Origin of the sequence: Cognaticolwellia mytili (assembly GCF_002104475.1) — a bacterium.
Lineage (GTDB): Bacteria > Pseudomonadota > Gammaproteobacteria > Enterobacterales > Alteromonadaceae > Cognaticolwellia > Cognaticolwellia mytili.
Window position 1 is genome coordinate 365,466 of sequence record NZ_NBOF01000005.1, and the last position, 21,599, is coordinate 387,064.

At 38.3% G+C, this 21,599-nt stretch carries 16 protein-coding genes; 8 read left to right on the forward strand and 8 right to left on the reverse strand.

All coding sequences use genetic code 11. The annotated features are described in order from the left end of the window. Nucleotides 1-44 precede the first annotated feature (44 nt). The 5 genes from B7C41_RS17325 to B7C41_RS17345 all read left to right on the forward strand — a co-directional run bounded on the left by B7C41_RS17325 (nt 45) and on the right by B7C41_RS17345 (nt 6,375). Nucleotides 45-1,316, forward strand: a complete 1,272-nt coding sequence (locus B7C41_RS17325) for an efflux RND transporter periplasmic adaptor subunit (protein WP_085300206.1) — start codon at nt 45-47, stop codon at nt 1,314-1,316. 46 nt (nt 1,317-1,362) lie between these two features. Continuing rightward, the gene (locus tag B7C41_RS17330; protein ID WP_085300207.1) at nt 1,363-2,082 is read left to right on the forward strand and encodes an ABC transporter ATP-binding protein; all 720 of its coding nucleotides are present in this window, start codon (nt 1,363-1,365) and stop codon (nt 2,080-2,082) included. Beyond that, on the forward strand, nt 2,075-4,492 hold the full coding sequence (locus B7C41_RS17335) for an ABC transporter permease (RefSeq protein WP_085300208.1): 2,418 nt from the start codon (nt 2,075-2,077) through the stop codon (nt 4,490-4,492). Before B7C41_RS17330 ends, B7C41_RS17335 begins: the two co-directional genes overlap by 8 nt. A gap of 96 nt (nt 4,493-4,588) precedes the next feature. After that, complete coding sequence (locus tag B7C41_RS17340; RefSeq protein WP_158089157.1) at nt 4,589-5,767, forward strand: alpha/beta hydrolase-fold protein; 1,179 nt, start codon at nt 4,589-4,591, stop codon at nt 5,765-5,767. 65 nt (nt 5,768-5,832) lie between these two features. Further along, the gene (locus tag B7C41_RS17345; protein WP_085300210.1) at nt 5,833-6,375 is read left to right on the forward strand and encodes a VOC family protein; all 543 of its coding nucleotides are present in this window, start codon (nt 5,833-5,835) and stop codon (nt 6,373-6,375) included. Nucleotides 6,376-6,555: 180 nt separating this feature from the next. Here B7C41_RS17345 and B7C41_RS17350 read toward each other — a convergent pair whose 3' ends face one another. Both B7C41_RS17350 and B7C41_RS17355 read right to left on the reverse strand, forming a co-directional pair. Continuing rightward, nucleotides 6,556-7,734, reverse strand: coding sequence for a DUF4785 domain-containing protein (locus tag B7C41_RS17350; RefSeq protein WP_085300211.1), 1,179 nt, complete (start codon nt 7,732-7,734; stop codon nt 6,556-6,558). A gap of 10 nt (nt 7,735-7,744) precedes the next feature. Further along, the gene (locus B7C41_RS17355) at nt 7,745-8,557 is read right to left on the reverse strand and encodes a lipase family protein (protein ID WP_235839770.1); all 813 of its coding nucleotides are present in this window, start codon (nt 8,555-8,557) and stop codon (nt 7,745-7,747) included. A 660-nt stretch (nt 8,558-9,217) separates the two neighbouring features. On the opposite strand from B7C41_RS17355, the gene B7C41_RS17360 reads away from it, so the two are divergent. Continuing rightward, nucleotides 9,218-11,038: an ABC transporter transmembrane domain-containing protein gene (locus B7C41_RS17360; RefSeq protein ID WP_143764451.1), complete on the forward strand. Its 1,821-nt coding sequence runs from the start codon at nt 9,218-9,220 to the stop codon at nt 11,036-11,038. Here B7C41_RS17360 and B7C41_RS17365 read toward each other — a convergent pair. The 4 genes from B7C41_RS17365 to glmU form a co-directional block, all read right to left on the reverse strand. Then, nucleotides 11,035-11,583, reverse strand: a complete 549-nt coding sequence (locus B7C41_RS17365; RefSeq protein ID WP_085300213.1) for a hypothetical protein — start codon at nt 11,581-11,583, stop codon at nt 11,035-11,037. The two genes, B7C41_RS17360 and B7C41_RS17365, sit on opposite strands and share 4 nt — an antisense overlap. Nucleotides 11,584-11,708: 125 nt before the next feature. Beyond that, the gene (glmS, locus tag B7C41_RS17370) at nt 11,709-13,541 is read right to left on the reverse strand and encodes a glutamine--fructose-6-phosphate transaminase (isomerizing) (protein ID WP_085300214.1); all 1,833 of its coding nucleotides are present in this window, start codon (nt 13,539-13,541) and stop codon (nt 11,709-11,711) included. Between the two features lie 14 nt (nt 13,542-13,555). Then, nucleotides 13,556-14,317 carry a DeoR/GlpR family DNA-binding transcription regulator gene (locus B7C41_RS17375; RefSeq protein WP_085300215.1) on the reverse strand — a complete coding sequence of 254 codons (762 nt, stop codon included), beginning with the start codon at nt 14,315-14,317 and terminating at the stop codon, nt 13,556-13,558. Nucleotides 14,318-14,671: 354 nt separating this feature from the next. Then, nucleotides 14,672-16,033, reverse strand: coding sequence for a bifunctional UDP-N-acetylglucosamine diphosphorylase/glucosamine-1-phosphate N-acetyltransferase GlmU (gene glmU / locus B7C41_RS17380; RefSeq protein ID WP_085300216.1), 1,362 nt, complete (start codon nt 16,031-16,033; stop codon nt 14,672-14,674). 495 nt (nt 16,034-16,528) lie between these two features. On the opposite strand from glmU, the gene B7C41_RS17385 reads away from it, so the two are divergent. Both B7C41_RS17385 and B7C41_RS17390 read left to right on the forward strand, forming a co-directional pair. Then, on the forward strand, nt 16,529-18,865 hold the full coding sequence (locus tag B7C41_RS17385; protein WP_085300217.1) for a Tex family protein: 2,337 nt from the start codon (nt 16,529-16,531) through the stop codon (nt 18,863-18,865). Nucleotides 18,866-19,046: 181 nt separating this feature from the next. Next, nucleotides 19,047-19,661 carry a LysE family translocator gene (locus tag B7C41_RS17390; RefSeq protein WP_085300218.1) on the forward strand — a complete coding sequence of 205 codons (615 nt, stop codon included), beginning with the start codon at nt 19,047-19,049 and terminating at the stop codon, nt 19,659-19,661. A 219-nt stretch (nt 19,662-19,880) separates the two neighbouring features. On the opposite strand, the gene B7C41_RS17395 is transcribed toward B7C41_RS17390, so the two are convergent. Then, a complete protein-coding gene (locus B7C41_RS17395) occupies nt 19,881-20,915 on the reverse strand; it encodes a DcaP family trimeric outer membrane transporter (RefSeq protein WP_085300219.1) in 1,035 nt (344 codons plus the stop codon). 129 nt (nt 20,916-21,044) lie between these two features. Further along, nucleotides 21,045-21,545, reverse strand: a complete 501-nt coding sequence (locus B7C41_RS17400) for an AMP-binding enzyme (RefSeq protein ID WP_085300220.1) — start codon at nt 21,543-21,545, stop codon at nt 21,045-21,047. Between the last annotated feature and the right edge of the window lie 54 nt (nt 21,546-21,599).

The window sequence follows — 21,599 nt, forward strand, 5'->3', positions numbered from 1 at the left end:
AAATCCATGACACTGCACTCAACATTTAACCAGCAGGTGTCATCATGGACAAACCCGTTAGTAAGAAAGCATCAAATAACAACTCTAAAAAAATCTTAGCAATATTAATCGCCTGTGGTGTCGCTGGTGTCGTTTACGCCGCAAGTAATACAACAAACTCGACGGGAAAAACTTATAACGTAGCCACACAAAACCTCGTGATTAGTAAAGTAACACAAGCACAATTTGCTGAGTTTTTGCCTTTACGCGGTGTTGTTGAACCAGAAGACACTATCTTTATCGATGCAATTGATGGTGGTCGTGTCGAAGAAGTGTTCGTTCAAGAAGGCGCTATTGTTGAACAAGGCCAAAAGGTTCTCAAACTCAGCAATACCAATTTACAACTCAATGTACTAGCACGTGAAGCAGAAGTATCAGAGCAAATTAACAATATGCGTAATACGCGTTTGGCGTTAGAGCAAAATCAGCTAAAACTAAAACGTGATGTTATTGAACTAGATTTCGAAGTACTGAGATTAGAAAAAAGATTTGCTCGTAATAAAACACTGATCGGCAAAAAATTAATTTCTACTCAAGCATTTGAAAATGTACAAGACGAATTAGCTTTCCAATTAAAGTACCGTGAAACCGTAAAAGAAAGCCAAGAAAAAGAAGCACTTTTGCAAACACAACAGCTTGAGCAATTAGCGCAAAGTATCAAAACCTTAGAAAGTAATTTATCTATATCTAGAGCAAGCTTGGATAAGTTAGTGATCCGTGTCCCAAGCGCCGGACAATTAACCTTTCTAGATGCCAAAGTCGGTGAATCTAAACGCAACGGTGAACGCTTAGGCCAGGTTGACTTGATTGAACAATATAAGGTCAGTGCTCAAGTTGATGAATTTTATATTAGCCGCGTTAATAAAGGTCAAACGGCAAGTTTCACACTAAATCAAGAAAACCATCAGTTAACCATTGCCAAAGTTTACCCCGGCATCGACAACGGAAAATTCAAAGTCGATTTTTTATTATCTGATACAAAATCAGTCAAACAATTAAGGCTTGGTCAAAGCCTGCAATTAAAATTCAACTTATCTTCAAGTGAATCAAAATTGCAAATCGCCAACGGTGGCTTTATGCAAAACACGGCCGGTAGTTGGGCATTCATTATCGACCCATCTAGCAACACAGCAACTAAACGTAACATCCGACTTGGCCGTAAAAATCCACAAGCTATCGAAGTACTTTCTGGCTTACAAGCGGGTGATCAAGTCATTACATCATCATACGCTAGCTTTGCTGATGCCGAACAACTCAATCTTTCAGCAGCAGATTAGCATTTGCCAAGTGACAATAATTTAACGAAATAATTAAGGAATTAACATGATCACATTTAACAATATCAGCCGTTCATTTATCGGTGATGAAGTAGAAACAGTCGCCATCGACAACATGAGCTTAACCATCAATAAAGGCGAATTCTTATCGATATTAGGGCCTTCTGGCTGTGGTAAGTCAACGTTACTCAACGTCTTAGGTATGCTTGATAGTATCGACCAAGGAGGCTTTAGCTTTATTGGCCATCAGGTTGACCAATGCAGTGAAAAGCAAAGAGCTGAATTGCGCAAACAACACATAGGTTTTATTTTTCAGAGTTTTAACTTAATTGATGAACTCACAGTTGAACAAAACATTGAACTGCCACTTTACTATCATAAGGTACCAAAAGAAGAACGTAAACGCTTAGTCGACAAAGTATTACAGCGGGTAGATATTGCACATCGACGTAAACACTTACCGGCAAAACTATCTGGTGGGCAGCAGCAGCGAGTTGCCATTGCTAGGGCAATCGTAACACAACCAGATCTAATCTTAGCTGATGAGCCAACAGGTAACTTGGATTCGAAAAACTCTGAACAAGTCATGGGGCTTTTGCAAGAACTCAACCAAGAAGGTTCAACTATCGTCATGGTAACCCACGCGCCAGAGCATGTTTGCTACGGTACTCGAGTGCTAGAATTACTTGACGGTAAAGTACTAAAAGATGAGTCAGTTCAACAAGAAACATTAGCAGCAGATCTTACGGAGGTGGCTTGTGGTTAAGTTATTATTTATTGTCGCTTGGCGCAATTTTTACCGAGATAAACTGACCAGTCTTATTCAACTATCCGGTTTAGTGATTGGCATTGCTTGTTTTATTTTAATTCAACTTTATGTTGATCATCAAAAAAGTTTTAATAGTCAATTTACGGCAGCGAAAGATATCTATCGTATTAATCTTATTCGTGATGAGAATAAACCGCAAGCCGCAACACCATTGAGACTATCTAAAGAGTTAACGAGTAATTTTCAACAAATTAATGACGCAACTCGAGTTTCTGATGGTGGTGTTTCAGTAAAGCACTTACAAGGTGTTTATGCTGAAAAGAGCCTATTTGTTGACCGCAATTATTTTGAATTTTTTGACTTTGAACTCATTGAAGGCGACGTACTAACCGCACTAAATGCCCCTGACAGCTTAATATTGCACGAAGATACGGCGGTGAAGTACTTTAGCCGTAGCCAAGGCATTATTGGTAAAAGATTAACCATCAATGGTAAAGAACATCAGGTAACCGGTGTTATTAAAAAAAGTAACACTCCTCATACTATGCCACTAACACTCGTATTACCGATTGAAAGCTATTTCAGTTTATTGCCAAGTCAGGCATGGCAAGAACGCTGGAATTATAACGCTACGGTTACTTTTGCTAAAATCGATAATGAATCAGCTATAGACAACTTAACTCGATTAGTAAGCGACTATTATGATCAACGAGCAAAAGGTTCTTCATCTTTTAAAACCAATAGGGTGGTAATAGAGCCACTGCTAGATATCTATTTAGACAATGTCACTACCTACAGTTTAACGCCGCCAGGCAGTGCCGTTATGGTGACCATATTCAGTGTTATATCTTTCATGATTTTAGTACTTGCCTGCGTCAACTTCACTAACTTATCTACCGCTGCGGCAATGCGCAGAGGTAAGGATGTTGGGGTACGTAAAGCGTTAGGGGCAAGTAAAAATCAATTGATCACACAATATTTAGTCGAAGCTATTTTATTAACCGCTTTAGCGACGCTAATAGCCGTACTAACAGTCAAACTCGCACTGCCAGCATTTAATACATTGATGAATGTAGAAATTAACCTAACATTTTCTTTGCTATCTAGTGCTCAATTATTTGGTTTAGCTATTTTTGTTGGTATTGTCGCAGGAAGTTATCCTGCTTTTTATCTCAGTAACTTGTCACCCGCACACGTGTTAAAAGGTTTAGTCGCCACCTCTAAGTCAGGAGTTTTACTACGTCAATCTCTGATCGTATTACAATTTGGCATTGCAGCATTTTTAGTGGTTACTAGCTTAATTGTGAATTGGCAAATGCAATATGTGAAAAATATGCCGCAGGGCTTTGATCGTGAAAATGTCATTATTGTCAGTCGTGGCGCAGATATATTTAATGCTTTCAAAATACAGGCGGTTAGACATCCCGATGTTATTTCGACGACGATGTCGCATACCGTGCCAACAAAGCCGACAAGAACGTCAAATATTGTTAGACCTAGTAACGACATTACTAATGAAATTTGGGTTGGTAGTAACCCAGTAAGTTTTGATTTTTTTCAAACATTTGGTATTAAACTGCTATCGGGACGTGATTTCTCGAAAGCCTATACCAATGATGTTTATGAAGAAAATAAAAACGACTGGCAAGCATCAACAGGTAAATTAATCATTAATCAATCGCTGGCGACTACATTAGGTTGGAGCCCTGAGGAAGCTATCGACCAAATGGTAACTTTAGGTGGCGGTGGTGATGATGGTTTGCACAATCACCAAATTATTGCTGTCGTTGAAGATAGTCATTATATCAATGCAAAAAATGCTATCCCACCGATGATTTACGTACTGTCAGGGCAGCCTCAAGACTTATCTCTACGTTGGACAGCGATTAGATTTAAAGCTGGCACTAGCTTGCAATCCATTAAAGATATGGAACAAGTTTGGTTAGGATTAAATGGTAGCTTAGCCTTCAAATATGACTGGTTAACTGATTTATTTTCTGCTTCATATCGCAATGAAAATCAGCAAACAAGTTTACTTAACGTTTTCACCTTTTTAGCCATCGCAGTAACAGCAATTGGCTTGTTTGGACTCGCAGCATTTAATACTCAACGACGAGTTAAGGAAATAGCGGTGCGCAAAGTATTAGGCGCAAGTACAGCACAGCTATGCTTTATGTTAGTAAATCAATTCTCAAGTTTAGTCGTCTTAGCGAATGTAATAGCACTCCCTGTTGCCTATTTCTTGATGAGAGATTGGCTGAATGGCTTTATCTATCGCATTGATATGCCATACAGCGCATACCTGCTCAGTGCCTTGTTTAGCTTAATCATTGCTTACGTCACCGTTATGGTTATCGCGGTTAAAGCCGCATCAGCCAAACCCGTTGACTCGCTTTCATGTGAATAATTAACAAGGCGCAATAGCCCTAAAACGTAATTCAATCATTTTAGGGCTAGCGACACAAAACAATCATTAGAGATAACCATGATAAAGATTAAGATAATGAAAATAGCATATCGCAAAGTATTACTACCATTCACATTAACAGTTTTACTTTGCTCAACCTTTGCTGCCTCAGCAAGCAAATTTCCTGTAACAGAAAGCAATAAGTCAATGGTCATGGCTGATAAGTTTACTTTCCAATCAAGCATTTTGAATGAAGTGAGAACTTTCTATGTTCATCTACCTACTGGCTATTCAAATCAAGGTAATAAATACCCTGTGCTTTATATTCCAGATGGCAAAAGAAAAATGCAAAAGACCGTTGCTATTACCGATGATTTGGCCGATTTCTCTCGACGCATTCCGAAGATGATCGTAGTCGGTATTGAAACTAACAAAAATAGAACAGCTGACCTAAGTACATTAACGAGCTCTAAAGCATTTCTAAATTTCATCACTACAGAGTTAAAACCTTATATAGAAAGTACCTATGCAACAAATGGTGAAAACTTATTAATGGGCAGTTCTATGGGCGGTGAATTTGTTGTTCGTGCCTTGTTAACGCAACCAGAACAGTTTGATGGCTACTTTGCGATTAGCCCAAGTATTTATTACAGTGATTTTCAATTGGTAACACAAGCAAATGACATTGCTAAAAAAGGCAAAATAATAGATAAAAAGCTGTACTTAAGTGTTGCGAATGAGGGGTGGAATCAAGGGGTTGATGAGTTTGTTTATCACTTGAAAAAACAACCCATTAAAGGGCTGAAGTGGCAGTTTGCAAAACATGAAGAAGAATCTCATGGTTCTATTTCGATGATGCAAGCTCATCAGGACTTACAAGATTATTATGGCACTTGGGCTGCGCCACATTTTAAAAATACGCTCGATTTTGAACAAAAAGGTGGGATAAAGGGATTACAGACTTACTATGCTCAGCGAACCCCTTCGGTATTGCCCATTGGCATATTAGATCATATGGCTTTGCTTTATGTTGACCAGCAGCAAAACAAAGAAGCAATTGAACTTTCATTACTGAGCGTTAAAGAGCACCCAACGTCAGGTAGAGCCTTGCGTAATTTGGCACATGTTTATGAAAAACTGGCCATGCCCAAACAAGCATTGTTGGCCTACGAGCAGGCACTAGCTATAGCGATTAAAAACAACCATAGAGCTAGTAGTGTTGCATCACATCAAAAGGCATTAGCTAGCTATAAAGCTAAAATAAATTTACATTAAAAAGCAGTTTAATAAGTATTTAAAAACAAAATCATATTGTTAGCATAGCCTTGAGATAACTTCACATGAAAAATATATTTATCGTAGCGAAACATCATACCAAGAAAATAATACAGACAAAAAGTAGCACTGTTTTATACTTTTGTTTTTACCTATTATTCACGGGGCAAGCCCAGGCTTCTTCTTGCTTTGATGGTCATACATTAGAGCCTAACTTCATCGCCTTAACCACTGACAGTAAAAGTTCTCTGGCTAGCTGGTATCAGCAAACATTCGCGCTAGAAACAGTGAAGCAATTTTCTTTTCCTGATGGCAGCGCCACAGGAGAGTTGATGAGAAGAGGCGAGTTTGTTGTTGAAATATTTTCCAGAAAAGAGTTATTCGATAGACTTGATTATCAAAGTTTATCTTCAGCAGAACACTGGCGCGGGGTGATGAAATTTGGCTTTTATACTGATGCTAAACTGCCCAAACTAAAGCAGTGTTTGATCAGCAAAGGCATAAAGGCTGGCCGTATTTACAAAGATGAAAATCTACAAGTAGATTTGTTACAAGTAATCGATCCGGAAAATAATGTTTTGGAAATAATTCAGCGCCAAATTAACTAATATTAAAGTCAATTTTTCTAAACTAGTCCTCAGGCTAGCCACTTAACTAAATTGGTGTTTTTTGATTTATTGTCTAAAAGAAAATAAGTCACCCTTAACATTAGCTAATACAATCAAAAGCTATTGAATAAAAATATCGCTTCGTTAAACAACCAAGCGATATTTACTTTTATCATTACCTTATTGTTGCAAAAGTGCCATTCTGCTTTGGTCAACTAAACGTAATTGACTTAAGCTATATGGTGGCAAAACGTTTAAGTTTTTGAGCAACCCCTCATCAAACATTAAATTAGCACTCTGTTCGCCCGGTCGGAGATAGTAAGCTGAACGACTTAACATTACCGCTTCTGGCTTCCCTTTTAAATTAATCCCTGAAACAATAGCGCTAATTTCATAACGACCTTCGCTTGCAACGTTTAATTCGACTTTGGCATGCGTCGCCTCAACATCCACTTTACCTGTCATTTTCGCTGTAGGCTGAGCAATAGCAAAAGCAACTTTACTGCTGCGTCTTATAATTAATCCTTTATCGTGAACTTGAGAATTAACGTGTAATTCATATAATTCACCTCTACTGTTCGTTACCAGTATATCGGGCAATTCAACACTTTGTTTGCCTTGAACTAGTTTTGTCTTTACAGGCAATGTCACTCCGGAAGGTGTTTTAATAAAGGCTTTATTCGCATTAAGAGTTAACTGGCCTTTAGAGTTGTGCATAGCCATATCGAACGTTAACGCTTGTTTTGCTAATAGTGATTGCGTTGGAACAGATAAAGTTAAGCCATATTCTGAGCCTTTTTCTTTAACATTCACTAAATACTTTTCATTGTAGTTAAGCGGTTGTGTAACTTTTAAACTAAATTGCCCTCGACCTATATGTTCTTGGAGCTTGACGGCACTACTATTTGGAAAAATATTCGCACTAGAAAATTGCTGTTTTGATACTTTTTGACTGAACGCACTATCTAGCGTTTTTGTGCCTTTTAATAATTCTATTTGTTGTGGATCAATAGCAATACTCTCAACAGCAGAAATGTCATTGCTCTTTTTGCCTGAAAGACGAATTAATGCCCCTGGGTGACTAACATCAAGCCTGATCCCAGAGTTTAATTGCTTACCACTAACTTCAAGCCAGTATTCATCACTCGTTGTTGTATATGCTTTAGCTCCAAATGAAAGAGCATTGTTACTATTAATAGCCTGGCTAAAGTGTAGTGCTTTCTGTTCTACTTTATAAAAAGGCGCATCAATTGAAACTAAGGCTTGCTCTGTACTATTGAGTGTTAAAGCATATAACTGTCCACTGGTTAACAAGGCAATTAGGTTAATGACTTTTATACTTGTTCTTATTTTTTTCATGGTTAGCTCCTTAAATATCGTTTCGTATAATTACGTCTAAATTAAAGCAATCACGTCGACTCTGTTGATGACTTAAAGGCTCTTTACCGCTTGTTTTATCTTTGTCTTTAAACCAAACAGTACCCGCGCCACTTTGTGAGCTGCACTCTAAAAACCCGTCAGAACAAGAATCTAACCAGTTTTGAGTGGTTTCTAACGCCACTTGATATTGATAACCCGCGCAATAGCTATCACTATCCCAAAACGCTGAGTCTACATCTGAACCGACTATAGCCTTAAATGTTGTAGGCAAAACAGGACGACCATTTGTGCCCGATAACCAGTTGTTATTATAGTATGTCATCCAGCTCACTTGCTGTTGTTTCACGGCATCAGAGTTATAGCCCAACAACCAGCCTAATGATGTTTCAAACGTATTACCTTGAGTAGCAGCATCAGCCAATGGAGTACCTAAGCTAGAAGGGGCAACAGCAATAACCTTATTAGTTTTGCTGATTATATTTGGGTAGCGGCTATCATAGGTTGGATTCGAAAGTATCCATCGCACTACATTGCCACCATTAGAATGAGTTAATAGTATGAGTTCTGTGATATTTTCGTTTGTTATAAAACTATTGAGTTGATCAGCCAAGCAGCCAACAGCGTCTTCATGCCACATAAATTTATCAAAATCACAGTTAACCACTGTAAACTTATTGCTATTAGTTAGACCCTGACGCACTGAGTTAACAAAACTTCCTGTCCAATAATCATTATATGCATCTGTTTGTTTGCCAGTACCGTGAATAAAGGCTAAGCCTTGATTAGCATACGAATTTCCCATAAGGAAAAAGCAGCCAAGTACTATGGTTATTATCGTTTTTTTCATAGTAATTCCTGTTATATTTTTTTGTTATAGAATTATTTAAAAAGGCTCGAGGTCCAACCTCTTACCTGTTGTGAGTATTGACTAGAACATTATCAATTAGCAAGTCATTAATTGATGAAAAAAACGCCGAAAAGCTTAGTATCTGTTCACTGTGTATTAAGTAGTTACTCTAAACTCAGCTGCACTTAAGTAAGGGTTTAAAAAGTGTTTTTCTTGAAAGTTAATGGGTTTGTTTAAAAGAGTGTAAAATTATTTTTTCTATGTCCCGCTAACCTACCATTATTTTTTTTAACAAAGGAAGTGATCGACTAACTCATTGTAAACATCATAATGCTATGGGGCTTTAAGGCTCAAAATCTTCTAATAAATTAAACAAATGAGGTACAACCGATGTCAAAGGTGTATTTACTAGTAATATTGCATATTTTATAAAGCTAGCTTTAACACCCAGTTAAAAAATACAAAATAATCATATTAAAGTTAAGTAGCTACTTTAGCTAATAGCTCACCTACTTTGTTAAACACTTTTTGCAACACTATTAATAACGATTTGCCACTTGAATTATCCCTTTTCATAACCACCTCTTTTGGAAGAGTACTCCCTGAGATCACATAATGAACGATAACAGCCAAGCCGTCAGTCAACCTATTTCAAGTGATAATCAGGCTAAAAACAAACCGAAAGCCTTCACCAGCCTGTTACCTATTTTCGCTTTTATAAAGCCTTACAAACTGATGTTGGCCTTAGCTTTATTGGCTTTACTAGTAACTGCAGCGGTTAACTTATCCCTAGGGCAAGGGGTAAAGTTTGTTATCGACAGTGGCTTTATTGCCGGTTCAGTTGAACAATTACAATCTGCTATTTTAGTATTAATAGGGCTAATTAGCTTACTTGCTTTCGGCACTTTTAGTCGCTTTTATCTAATGTCTTGGTTGGGTGAACGTGTCAGCGCTGATATTCGTAAAGCAGTATTTAATCGTATTGTTACTTTGCACCCGAGCTATTTTGAAGAAAACCGTAGTGGCGAACTAATGTCACGTTTAACCACTGACACTGCGTTACTACAGTCAATTATTGGTTCATCTTTCTCGATGGCACTTCGCAGCATATTGATGTTAATCGGCGGATTAATAATGCTAATGTTGACTAACTTTAAGTTAACACTGTTTGTTGTTTTTTCAGTACCTGTCATTTTAATACCTATGATGATTTATGGCCGTAAAGTCAGAAGGCTAGCCGAAAGTTCACAAGACGCAATTGCTGATGTTGGCACTTATGCTGGTGAAATCATTCAAAACATCAAAATTGTGCAAAGCTATACCCATGAAGTAAAAGAGCAACATGCCTTTTCTGATGAGGTAGAAAATGCTTTTTGTGTTGCTAAGCGACGAGTAAAACAACGGTCGCTCTTAATCGCTATTGTTATTTTTCTTACCTTTGGCGCGATCAGTGCCATGTTGTGGGTAGGGGGTATGGATGTTTTACAAGGAGAAATGACTGGTGGCGAATTAGGAGCATTTGTTTTTTACGCTATTATGGTTGCCATGTCGGTCGCAACTGTTGCAGAAGTATACGGTGAATTGCAGCGAGCAGCTGGCTCTGCCACTCGATTACTTGAGTTACTTAAGATTAAAAGTGATATCAAAGAGTTAGATTATCCAAAAACACTAAATAGTGATGCCCGATCAGTAATAATTTTTAAAGACGTCGACTTTTATTATCCGTCACGTCCTGACAGTGCTGCACTTAAAAACATAAACTTAGCCATACCTGCGGGAAAGGTTGTTGCCTTAGTGGGCCCGTCTGGTGCAGGAAAAACCACCTTATTTGAGTTATTACAACGATTTTATGATCCACAAAAAGGCAGCATTAGTTTTAATGCTTCCAATATTACTCAACTCAAATTAACTGACTTACGCCAAACCATGGGTATGGTGCCTCAACACCCAATATTATTTAGCTCTGATGTTTGGCACAATATTCGTTATGGTAAACCCGAGGCAACTGATGAAGAGGTTATTAGCGCCGCCAAAAGAGCCCACGCTCACGAGTTTATTGAGCAATTACCAGAAGGTTACAGCAGCTTCTTAGGCGAACAAGGCGTACGTTTGTCGGGAGGACAAAAACAGCGTATTGCTATAGCTCGTGCTATTTTGAAAGATCCTAATGTCTTGCTGCTTGATGAAGCAACCAGCGCTTTAGATGCTCAAAGTGAATATCACGTTCAAGCAGCACTAGATGAACTCATGACCAAGAGAACGACGTTAATTATTGCTCATCGATTAGCGACAGTTATTCATGCAGATGTAATCGTAGTAATGGACCAAGGAAAGATTATTGATACTGGAGATCATAAGTCATTACTAGAAAGTTCTAAGTTATATCGACGACTTTGTGAGTTACAGTTCGAAAAAGCTAATGAAGAAACCGACTAATCTGTTTCTTCAGCACAATTCTCTGGCACTTTTTTCTCTAGGTAGAGTACGTAGCGCTGAGCTAAATTTGCACCGAGACGATAACCGATATAACTAGCGATAAACCAAATCACTACATTTTCCATATCAAAAACGTCAGGCCAATAACTAAACCACAACAAGGCTTTAAGCATATTAACAAAAGACTCAATGATCATGCCTAAAATGGCATCAAAGGTGAGTAAATTTAGAAATGATTGCCAACCCGTAGCATGAATTAAGAACTGAATCGTTTGATCTAATTCAATATAAATAAAAGTTAATAATGCAAGTAAACCATAGAAGCCGCCACCAAAAGTCATCCATTTAGAATGCAGAAATAGTAAACTTTTTTTGTTAGCTTTCGAAAATTTTTTATCCGGATTCTTTTTATCAGTAAAAGCATCTCGTATATTAATATCAGAGGTAAGGTAGCCTTTGTTATAGGCATAATAAACCATTAAGAACGTGAATATTTGCACCGGTAAGCCGGCATAAAAAATAGCTTTAATTAAATCCATATTCATTTTTTAGTCCCTCACCAACTCGCTGATAATATAACTTAATTCCTTATAAGTAAAAAAGCGATTACTCTCTGAGTAAATCGCTTTTTTATTTTATAATCTTACTTAATGATGGGAAATAAAATTAATTATTCCACTGTCACTGATTTTGCCAAGTTACGTGGTTGGTCTACATCAGTACCTTTAATGATTGCCACATAGTATGACAATAACTGTAATGGCAAGGTATAAACGATTGGTGCAATAATATCGTCACACACTGGCACTTCGATGACTTTCATGGTTTCGTCACTAACGAAGTTTGTATTACTATCGGCGAAAACATACATTAAACCACCGCGAGCACGCACTTCTTCAACATTTGATTTTAACTTTTCAATTAAATCATTTTGCGGCGCAACAACGATAACTGGCATATCAGCATCAATAAGTGCTAATGGGCCATGTTTAAGTTCACCAGCGGCATAAGCTTCCGCATGTATATATGAAATTTCTTTCAGTTTTAATGCACCTTCCATCGCGATAGGGTATTGATCACCGCGACCTAAGAATAATGCATGTTGCTTGTCAGCAAAATCTTCAGCAAGGTCTTCAATTGAACTAGCTAACGCCAACACTTCTTCAAGCTTACTCGGTAAAGTCATTAACGAAGTAGCAATATTATTTTGTTGTTCAACCGACATACCATGATGCTTGCCAATAGCTAATGTCATCATTAACAAGCCAACAAGCTGAGTGGTAAATGCTTTGGTTGATGCTACGCCAATTTCAGCGCCCGCTTTGGTCATAAAAGATAAGTCTGATTCACGTACCAGTGATGAACCAGGGACATTACAAATACTTAAACTAGACGTATAGCCAATTTCTTTTGCTAAGCGCAACGCTGCTAATGTGTCTGCTGTTTCACCTGACTGCGATAAGGTAACTATCATCGAATTTTTAGGTACAAATGATTTACGGTATCTAAATTCACTAGCGATTTCGATATTACACGATACACCCGCTAGTTCTTCCAACCAATAACGTGCAACCATACCTGAATGGTAACTTGTACCACAGGCAATGATTTGTACATGCTGAACATTTTTAAAAATATCATCAGCACCATTACCAAAGGTATCTATATTAAGCTCTGTACCCAATAAACGACCTTCCAACGTGTTGCGTACAGACGTTGGCTGCTCGTAGGTTTCTTTAAGCATGTAATGACGATATTCACCTTTGTCGCCACTGTCATGTGATACGTTGGCTTCTTTTGCTTCTCGTACTACTGGCTTACCGTTAGTGTCAAAAATGTTCACTTCAAAACGACTAATTTGCGCAACATCGCCCTCTTCAAGGTAAGAAAATTTACGAGTAACAGGCAATAACGCCATGATGTCTGAAGCAATGAAGTTTTCGCCTAAACCATAACCAATAACTAGCGGACTACCTGAACGCGCAACAATAATGTTGTCTTTATCGCGTTTATCCATTATTACAGTACCATAAGCACCGTCTAGCTGTTTGACGGTTTTTTGTACTGCTGATAATAATGTTTCACTGGTTTTGAGTTCGTGATGAACCAAATGTGTAATAACTTCAGTGTCTGTTTGCGATAAGAATTCGTAGCCTAAACTTTGCAGCTGAGTGCGCAATGCCTGATGGTTTTCAATAATACCGTTATGCACTACGGCAATAGTGTTATTCGAAAGGTGGGGATGAGCATTAATTTCGCTTGGCACGCCATGTGTTGCCCAGCGAGTATGCGCGATGCCAGTACCACCAGATAATGTTTGTTGTTCAAGTGCTTGTGCAAGTTCTTGTACTTTGCCTAAACGTTTAGCGGTTAATAATTCATTATTGTTATCAATAATGGCAACACCAGCAGAATCATAACCACGATATTCTAAACGTTTAAGGCCTTCTACTAAAATTTCTGCTACATCACGTTGTGCTACTGCACCTACTATTCCACACATAACTACTGTCCTTTTTAACTAGCGATAACGAGGTTAACGCCTTGTTTAATTATTTCACTTCGTACGTTTTCAGGCATATCTGCATCTGTAATTAACGTATGAATTTTATTCCAAGGTAATTCTAAATTAGGGATTTTACGATTTAGTTTTTCTGAGTCCAACATTACGATAACTTCACGAGACACTTCCGCCATAACACGACTCAAGCCCAACAACTCATTAAAGGTAGTTGTTCCACGAGACATATCAAGGCCATCAGCACCAATAAATAATTGGTCAAAATCATAAGATCGCAACACATTTTCCGCTACTTGCCCTTGAAATGACTCTGAATGAGGGTCCCAAGTACCACCGGTCATCAATAATGTTGGCTCATTTTCTAAAGCATGAAGGTCTGAGGCAATGGCAAGCGAATTAGTCATTACCACTAAGCCTTGTTTAGCACTAAGCTCTCGCACTAAAGCCGATGTAGTGCTACCACTGTCTAGAATAATACGATTATGATCTCGAATTAGTGATGCTGCCGTTTTGGCAATCACTACCTTTCGTTTCGAAACTTTTTCTGTTTTTGGTTCTATAATTTCGCTCGGTAGAGGCACTGCTCCACCATATCGACGTAATAATAAACCACTATTTTCTAATACCGCTAAATCCTTACGAATCGTAACTTCTGAGGTATCAAACTTTTTGGCAAGGCTGTCAACGCTTACTTCACCTAAGTTGCTTAGCTCAGCAATGATGGTATGACGGCGTTGTTGAGTGTTTCGTTTTGACATTTCTTTCGTTTTACTCTTAAAAGTTTCGATTTAAAACTTAGCTATTAGAACAAAAGCAGAAAATAAAAACAATATTTATCTAAAGATCAGTTACTAATTAACCAAAGAGTCACTGAACCAAAGAGTCACTGAACCAAAGCGTCACTGAACCAAAGCTCTGATTATCGAAAGCCATTGTAATTAAGACAAGCTAAATATGAGTGAGTTTGTGATCTTGTTTTGGATAGAAGAATTGATTAGAGGGCGAGGCATTAAATTGAGTAATAACTATTATTATAACTTGGCACTAGAAATAAAAATGCACTAGCGAATAGCTAATGCATTTTCATAGCTTAGCGATCAGCCCTATTGCTCTTATTTCTTACTAGGGCGGCTCCAATCAGCAATATTACGTTGCTTACTACGAGCAACACTTAATTCGCTGTCTGCAACGTCTTTTACGATAACTGAGCCCGCTGCTGTTGTCGCCATGTCACCAATCGTTACAGGTGCAACTAATGAAGCATTTGATCCAATAAATGCGCCAGCACCAATAATGGTTTTAGATTTATTCACACCATCATAATTACAAGTAATAGTACCCGCACCAATATTTGCCTTAGCGCCAATTTCAGCATCGCCTAGGTAAGACAAATGACCCGCTTTTGCACCTTCACCCAAAGTAGATTTTTTCATTTCAACGAAATTCCCGACATGGGCATCACGTTTTAATTCTGAACCGGGACGAATGCGGGCAAATGGCCCTACAGACGCTAACTCACCAATAATGGCATCTTCAACTATACTATTAGGCTTAACTTCAGCATTATCACCGATACGACAGTTTTTCAAAATACAATTCGCCCCGATAACTACATTGTCAGCAATCTCAACATTACCTTCAAAAATACAGTTAACATCAATTACTACTTCTTGGCCAACAGTAACGTTACCGCGAATATCAATACGGTTTGGATCACGTAAGCTTGCGCCTGCAATCATCAACTCTTCAGCTTTTCTTAATTGATATGCACGTTCTAAACCAGCAAGTTGCACTCTGTTATTAGCCCCTTCAACTTCAATTTCACTATCAGGATGAGCCGTGGTAATTAGTTTACCTTCTCGATGACAGGCAGCAATAATATCCGTAAGGTAATATTCACCTTGAGCGTTGTCACTTGATAGATTTGACAACCAACGTTTCAAATCACCACCATTTGCTAACAATATGCCAGTATTGGCTTCATTAACTAATAATTGCTCTGCGTTAGCATCTTTTTGTTCAATGATGCCAGTAACTTTGCCAGACTCATCGCGAATAATACGGCCATAGCCTGTAGGATTAGCTAAATGCACGGTTAACAATGCCATACCATTGTCAGGTTTTGCGGCAATTAAACGCTGCAATGTACTCACTTTAGTTAATGGTACATCACCATAAAGTACCAATACATCTTCATCATTGGTTAAAAATGGTGATGCCATATCAACCGCATGGCCAGTACCTAGCTGTTCTTTTTGCTCAACAAAAGTTAAATCGTCACCAGTAATTTTACTTTTTAAAACATCGCCGCCAAAACCATAAACCACATAAGTGTTTGCCGCTTCGACCTGGCGTGCGGCATCAATAACATGCGCAACCATAGGTTTTTCTGCAACAGGGTGTAGTACTTTTGGTAATGAAGAACGCATGCGAGTACCTTTACCCGCAGCGAGAACAACAACAGAGAGAGCCATAATTTATCCGATTATTTTTATTAATTAAGGTGATGAACCACAACATTGTAGCGTTATTTTATATATCGCACTATTAAAATTCTATTAGCATAGTGTTTAAATTTCACTCTATACTTTTCATCAAAAGAACAAGCGCGTGGATATCGTATATCGACAGTGTTTGGGTGTATACCCGTGCCGCTTCAAAATGCGCTTTCAGAACTAAGCTAAGAAATCAGGGCAAGGCGCCATATGAGGATAATGGTTATTCCCTTATCAAGTATTGCAACGCTGAACTGTTTTTTTAGCTTAGTCCCCTACGGGCAAGCCGATAAAGGGTCATCTCCGGCGTTATTGATTTTGACAATAGAATAACTATTCTCTTCAATCAATGTCTTAGTGCTAACCCTTTCTCTACTTGCTGAAGGTGTATTTTGAAGTAGTACGGGTATATAATGCGATCTATATAAACAAATCAAACATCTTCACTTGTTATCTCACTAGGATCCCAGATAAATGATGCCAATTGCTGAGCAAATTGCCAAAGAACTTGATGTAAAAACTAGCCAAATAAATACTGCGATAAATTTGTTAGATGAAGGGGCGACCGTACCTTTTATTGCTCGTTATAGAAAGGAAGTAACTCAAGGACTTGACGATAACCATTTGCGCCACTTAGCTCAGCGTTTGGTTTATTTAAGAGATCTAGCAGCACGTAGAAAAGTAATAATTGCCAATATTGAGCAGCAAGGTAAATTAACACCCGCTTTAGCTAGCGAGCTAAACAATGCTGACAATAAAACTCGCCTTGAAGATTTATATTTACCGTTTAAACCGAAGCGAAAAACCAAAGGTCAAATAGCGATTACTGCGGGCTTAGAGCCATTAGCTAATAAAATTTATAATAATTGGCAGTTAAACCCAGAAAATGAAGCGAAAGCGTTTATCAATAAAGAGCATGGCTTCATTGACGAAAAGTCAGTACTAGAAGGCGCACATTTCATTCTAGTTGAACGTTTTGCCGAAGACGCGAATTTAATACAAAAGTTACGTCGTCATTTACTTAAGCAAGCGCATTTGTGTAGTAAGTTGGTTAAAGGTAAAGCGGGTGAAGCTGCAAAATATAGAGACTATTTCGAGCATTCTGAATTATTAAGAAATGTGCCTTCACATCGTATGTTAGCAATGCTGCGTGGTCGCAATGATAGCTTACTAACATTACGCATTGATGTTGACCCAGGGCAAGAAGGTGCTTTTTCTAGTGCTCAACAATTAATTACTGAACATTTCAATTTGCGCTTAACCGGACAGGCCGCAGCGGCCTTTTTAACTAAAGTAGTAAGCTCTACTTGGAAGTTAAAACTCAGCCAAAGTTTAGAAACAGAATTACTGGGTACTTTACGCGAACAAGCGGAAGTGGAAGCAATAAAAGTATTTTCTCGTAATTTGAATGATTTACTCATGGCTGCACCTGCAGGACCAAAAGTCACATTAGGTTTAGATCCTGGCATGCGAACCGGTTGTAAGCTCGCCATTGTTGATGCGACAGGAAAATTATTACAAACCGCGACTATATTTCCACACGCACCACAAAACCATTGGGATAAATCAGTTCGTACTTTGGTGAATTTATGCCAACAACATAAAGTAGAGCTTATTGCGATAGGGAATGGTACGGGCTCTCGTGAGAGCGATAAATTGGTTGCCGAAGTTATCACTAGCATTGAAAACAGCAAGCTAACCAAGGTAATGGTAAGTGAAGCTGGCGCTTCAGTATATTCAGCGTCAGAGTTAGCAGCAAATGAATTTCCTAATCTTGATGTTTCCATTCGTGGTGCGGTGTCTATTGCTCGACGCTTGCAAGATCCATTAGCAGAGCTGGTAAAAATTGACCCTAAAGCCATTGGTGTTGGGCAATATCAGCATGATGTTAGCCAAAGCCAATTGAGCCAAACTTTAGATGATGTTATTGAAGATTGTGTAAACAAAGTTGGCGTTGATTTAAATAGTGCTTCTGCACCTTTATTATCAAGAGTATCAGGTTTAAATAAAACCATGGCTAACAACGTGGTTAACTTTCGTAATGAAAATGGTCGCTTTAACAACCGTAACGAATTAAAGAAAGTGGCACGCTTAGGACCAAAAGCATTTGAACAAGCCGCAGGCTTTCTACGTATTACTAACGGTAATAATCCTATCGATTGTTCTGGTGTTCATCCAGAAACTTACCCAGTAGTAGAGCAAATTTTAAAACAGAGTGAAAACAGCATTACTGAGCTCATTGGCAACAAAGCTGCACTTGAGAAAATTAATATTGCAGCATTAACTAACGATAAGTTTGGTGTCATCACCATTGAAGATATTGTTAGTGAACTGGAAAAGCCTGGTCGTGATCCTCGTCCTGAATTTAAAACAGCGACCTTTCAAGAAGGTGTAAATACAATCGCTGACTTAAAAGTAGGTATGATTTTAGAGGGCGTTATTTCTAATGTTGCTAATTTCGGTGCTTTTGTTGATGTCGGTGTTCATCAAGACGGCTTAGTGCATATTTCATCACTGACCAATAAATTTGTTAGTGATCCACATGAAGTAGTTAAAGCGGGTGAGGTCGTTAAAGTAAAAGTGACTGAAGTTGACCCACTGCGTAAACGCATTAGCCTAACCATGCGTTTAGATGAAGCTGCGCCGCAAGCTAAAAGCCAGCCGGCAGCAAAACCAACTAAAGCGTCGCATAACGACAACAAAAATAAGCACCAACATAAAAATCAAGCAAGAACACAAAAACCTAAAGTAGAAAATAATGCCGCAATGGGTAATGCCTTTGCAGACGCTTTTGCCAAGTTAAAAAAATAATCGATTAAGATAAAATTTGTCTAGATTAATTAAAAGCCGCTAGTTAGCGGCTTTTTTAATGGTGATTAATGATACTTATCAAAAAAGTGGCAAACCATGCTATCTAAAGCTTGCACTTTTAGGCTCGCTCGCTACCATAGCCGCCTTTAAAACACCTTAGTTTATTCTCGTTCGGAATTCCATGGAACTCAGTAGTTACTCGCTTTATTTTAGTATTTCACTTCTTGCTTCAATCAGTATCGGTCCATCAGTCATATTGGCAGCAAGTAATGGCATAAACTTTGGTCGTAAAAAAGCATTAGCAGGCGTTTTGGGCCACGTTAGTGCGGTAATGATTTTAGCGCTGATTTCAGCATCTGGCTTAGGCATTATTTTAATGGCATCAGATCTCGCATTTACCCTAATAAAATATGCTGGCGCGGGCTATTTAGTCTATATCGGTATTGCGATTTGGCGTAGCAAAGGCAAGTGGGCATTCGCAGATAAAAACACGCAAACGCCAGCTAAACGAGCTCTATTTAAGCAAAGCTTTTTATTAGGGTTGAGCAACCCAAAAGCATTAGTATTTTTCTCAGCACTTTTCCCTCAGTTCATACAGCCAGCACAGCCAATATTGCCGCAATTTTTACTACTTGCTGGTACAAGTTTATGTAATGCTTTTGTTTTTACATCTGTTTACGTTGTTGTTGCCTTTCGATTTCGCCAATACTTTTTATCTGCTATTGGTCAACGTTGGGTAGGTAAAACAACCGGTGGCATTTTTATCGGTTTCGCTGCTGCGCTTGTTACAGGTTAATTACTGTGATTAAAAAATCATAATATCTGAAAGAATACCGAATATCGTCGTTCCATAATATTGGCATGACGGGATTTATTAATGTCGTGAAGGGTTATGAACGGTCCGAATATAAAAAAGGGGAAGCTTTGCTTCCCCAAAACAACCTCGGTTGGGAGGTTAACTAACGCAAACGTTAGCACTCATAATAAATTAATAGTATGAGCACATGACTACTGACTAAAGCACATACTTAGCAGAAAATTGCACATAGTCAGAATCAGCATTTTGATCAGCTGATTCGAAGTTACCCACCTCAAAACCAAATGAAAGTTCTTTAGTATAATTTTTAAAAACATTCACTCCCCAATGCCTCCTATCAGCATCAGCAACTTCAGTAGTTGTCTTACCATAAAATGCCGTGCTGCGAATATCATCAGTCCAGAAGTGGCGGTAAGCAACAGAGTATGAAGTGGTTTCTTCAACTTCTTCACCAACTAAGTCACGTGCAGCAACAACACCAACGTAACGACCTGTTTCACCACCATGGAGCTGGAAGCGGAAGTCATCTTTGCCAAAAGTTTTAATTTTACCAGCAATACCATATCCAAATGCTGACTCAGAGTTGCCACCAACGGTATTTAATTGACGGGCTAAGCCTGCAACAGAAACATTACCCCAGTCACCTTTAAAGGTATATTTAGCAATTATATCAGGTACAGAGTCTTGGCTCGGATCACCTTTGTCAGACTCTGGGTTTTCTACTGCAACCTGAAAATTACCATGAGTATAGCGAATTTGACCTTGTCGGATAAATGCTGCAGCATTAAGCGCGCCAGCAAAATCTGCAGCTTCAGCTAAAGCGCTAGTATTAACAAAGGTTGACCAAGTTTGGCCAACGAGAATGTTTTTATATTTAATAAAAGCATGGCGCAGTCTTGGGTTTGAAGAGTTTGAAACTATTTCATTACCACCGCCACCATGAAAATCCATTTCAATAAAGCCAGTGATATCACCATGAACATATTTAGTATTAAAACGTGATTCAGTGGCACGAAAACTGAATTGAGAAATATCACCAACATTACCGGCACCGACCCAATAATCTTTGGTAATACTATTAATGTTGCCATCGACGTAACGTGTATCGAGTTTAATGTAACCACCAAAGGTAATGGTATCTTTATCGCTCAATTTAATTTCATAACCTGCATTTGCACTGCCAGCAATAGCTAGAAGACCTGATGCTAATAAAAGCTTTTTCTTATTCAACATTTTACTTTCCCCATTTGTTTTACCTAAGAGCAACAACTTCAATACTCTGACGGTGTTTTATCGTTTTAATTATTGTATTAACATTTTCGCTTATTATTGTTATTGCTGAAAATCACTCTTTTAAACTTACTACGCTGCACAATGAATATTCATTGCTTGAGACTTTAATATTTGTCGACAAAGTTTCTTATTACTAATACCCGGTAATTCATCAACAAATTTAATCACTTCTGGCTCAGAAAAATCGCCCAAACAACCGACTAGCTTTGCACTTATCGCTCGCGACAAAACTGATAAGTCTATCGCAGCACCATTGAGTTGGGCATAAACATATATACCATTACCTTTATGCTCATGAGGCACTCCAAAAACAACAACTTGCTTAACAGCAGCTATTTGTTCAATAAGTGTTTCGATAACATGATTTTCAATACGATAACCACCAACTTTATGAGTTGTTTTTTCTTGGCATACTAACCAAATGTAGTCTTGCACTATTTTATCTAATGCATTACTTTCATTAGTGTTGTTCTCAAGAAAATAGACCCACTCACCAGTACATGACTGCAACCAAGATAATTGTGCTAACTGCCCATTACGGCTAGATTCAGGGTTTGGTAAATCGCTCATCACTCTCTCTATTAAATTCAATTGTTCAAAAAAAATGCAAAACTTTTTATTATG

Excerpts from the sequence above, each read along its gene's own strand:
- B7C41_RS17325 (WP_085300206.1), top strand. The coding sequence starts at position 45 with ATGGACAAACCCGTTAGTAAGAAAGCATCAAATAACAACTCTAAAAAA.
- B7C41_RS17330 (WP_085300207.1), top strand. The coding sequence starts at position 1,363 with ATGATCACATTTAACAATATCAGCCGTTCATTTATCGGTGATGAAGTA.
- B7C41_RS17340 (WP_158089157.1), top strand. The coding sequence starts at position 4,589 with ATGAAAATAGCATATCGCAAAGTATTACTACCATTCACATTAACAGTT.
- B7C41_RS17345 (WP_085300210.1), top strand. The coding sequence starts at position 5,833 with ATGAAAAATATATTTATCGTAGCGAAACATCATACCAAGAAAATAATA.
- B7C41_RS17350 (WP_085300211.1), bottom strand. The coding sequence starts at position 7,734 with ATGAAAAAAATAAGAACAAGTATAAAAGTCATTAACCTAATTGCCTTG.
- B7C41_RS17355 (WP_235839770.1), bottom strand. The coding sequence starts at position 8,557 with ATGGGAAATTCGTATGCTAATCAAGGCTTAGCCTTTATTCACGGTACT.
- B7C41_RS17360 (WP_143764451.1), top strand. The coding sequence starts at position 9,218 with ATGAACGATAACAGCCAAGCCGTCAGTCAACCTATTTCAAGTGATAAT.
- B7C41_RS17365 (WP_085300213.1), bottom strand. The coding sequence starts at position 11,583 with ATGAATATGGATTTAATTAAAGCTATTTTTTATGCCGGCTTACCGGTG.
- glmS (WP_085300214.1), bottom strand. The coding sequence starts at position 13,541 with ATGTGTGGAATAGTAGGTGCAGTAGCACAACGTGATGTAGCAGAAATT.
- B7C41_RS17375 (WP_085300215.1), bottom strand. The coding sequence starts at position 14,317 with ATGTCAAAACGAAACACTCAACAACGCCGTCATACCATCATTGCTGAG.
- glmU (WP_085300216.1), bottom strand. The coding sequence starts at position 16,033 with ATGGCTCTCTCTGTTGTTGTTCTCGCTGCGGGTAAAGGTACTCGCATG.
- B7C41_RS17385 (WP_085300217.1), top strand. The coding sequence starts at position 16,529 with ATGATGCCAATTGCTGAGCAAATTGCCAAAGAACTTGATGTAAAAACT.
- B7C41_RS17390 (WP_085300218.1), top strand. The coding sequence starts at position 19,047 with ATGGAACTCAGTAGTTACTCGCTTTATTTTAGTATTTCACTTCTTGCT.
- B7C41_RS17395 (WP_085300219.1), bottom strand. The coding sequence starts at position 20,915 with ATGTTGAATAAGAAAAAGCTTTTATTAGCATCAGGTCTTCTAGCTATT.
- B7C41_RS17400 (WP_085300220.1), bottom strand. The coding sequence starts at position 21,545 with ATGAGCGATTTACCAAACCCTGAATCTAGCCGTAATGGGCAGTTAGCA.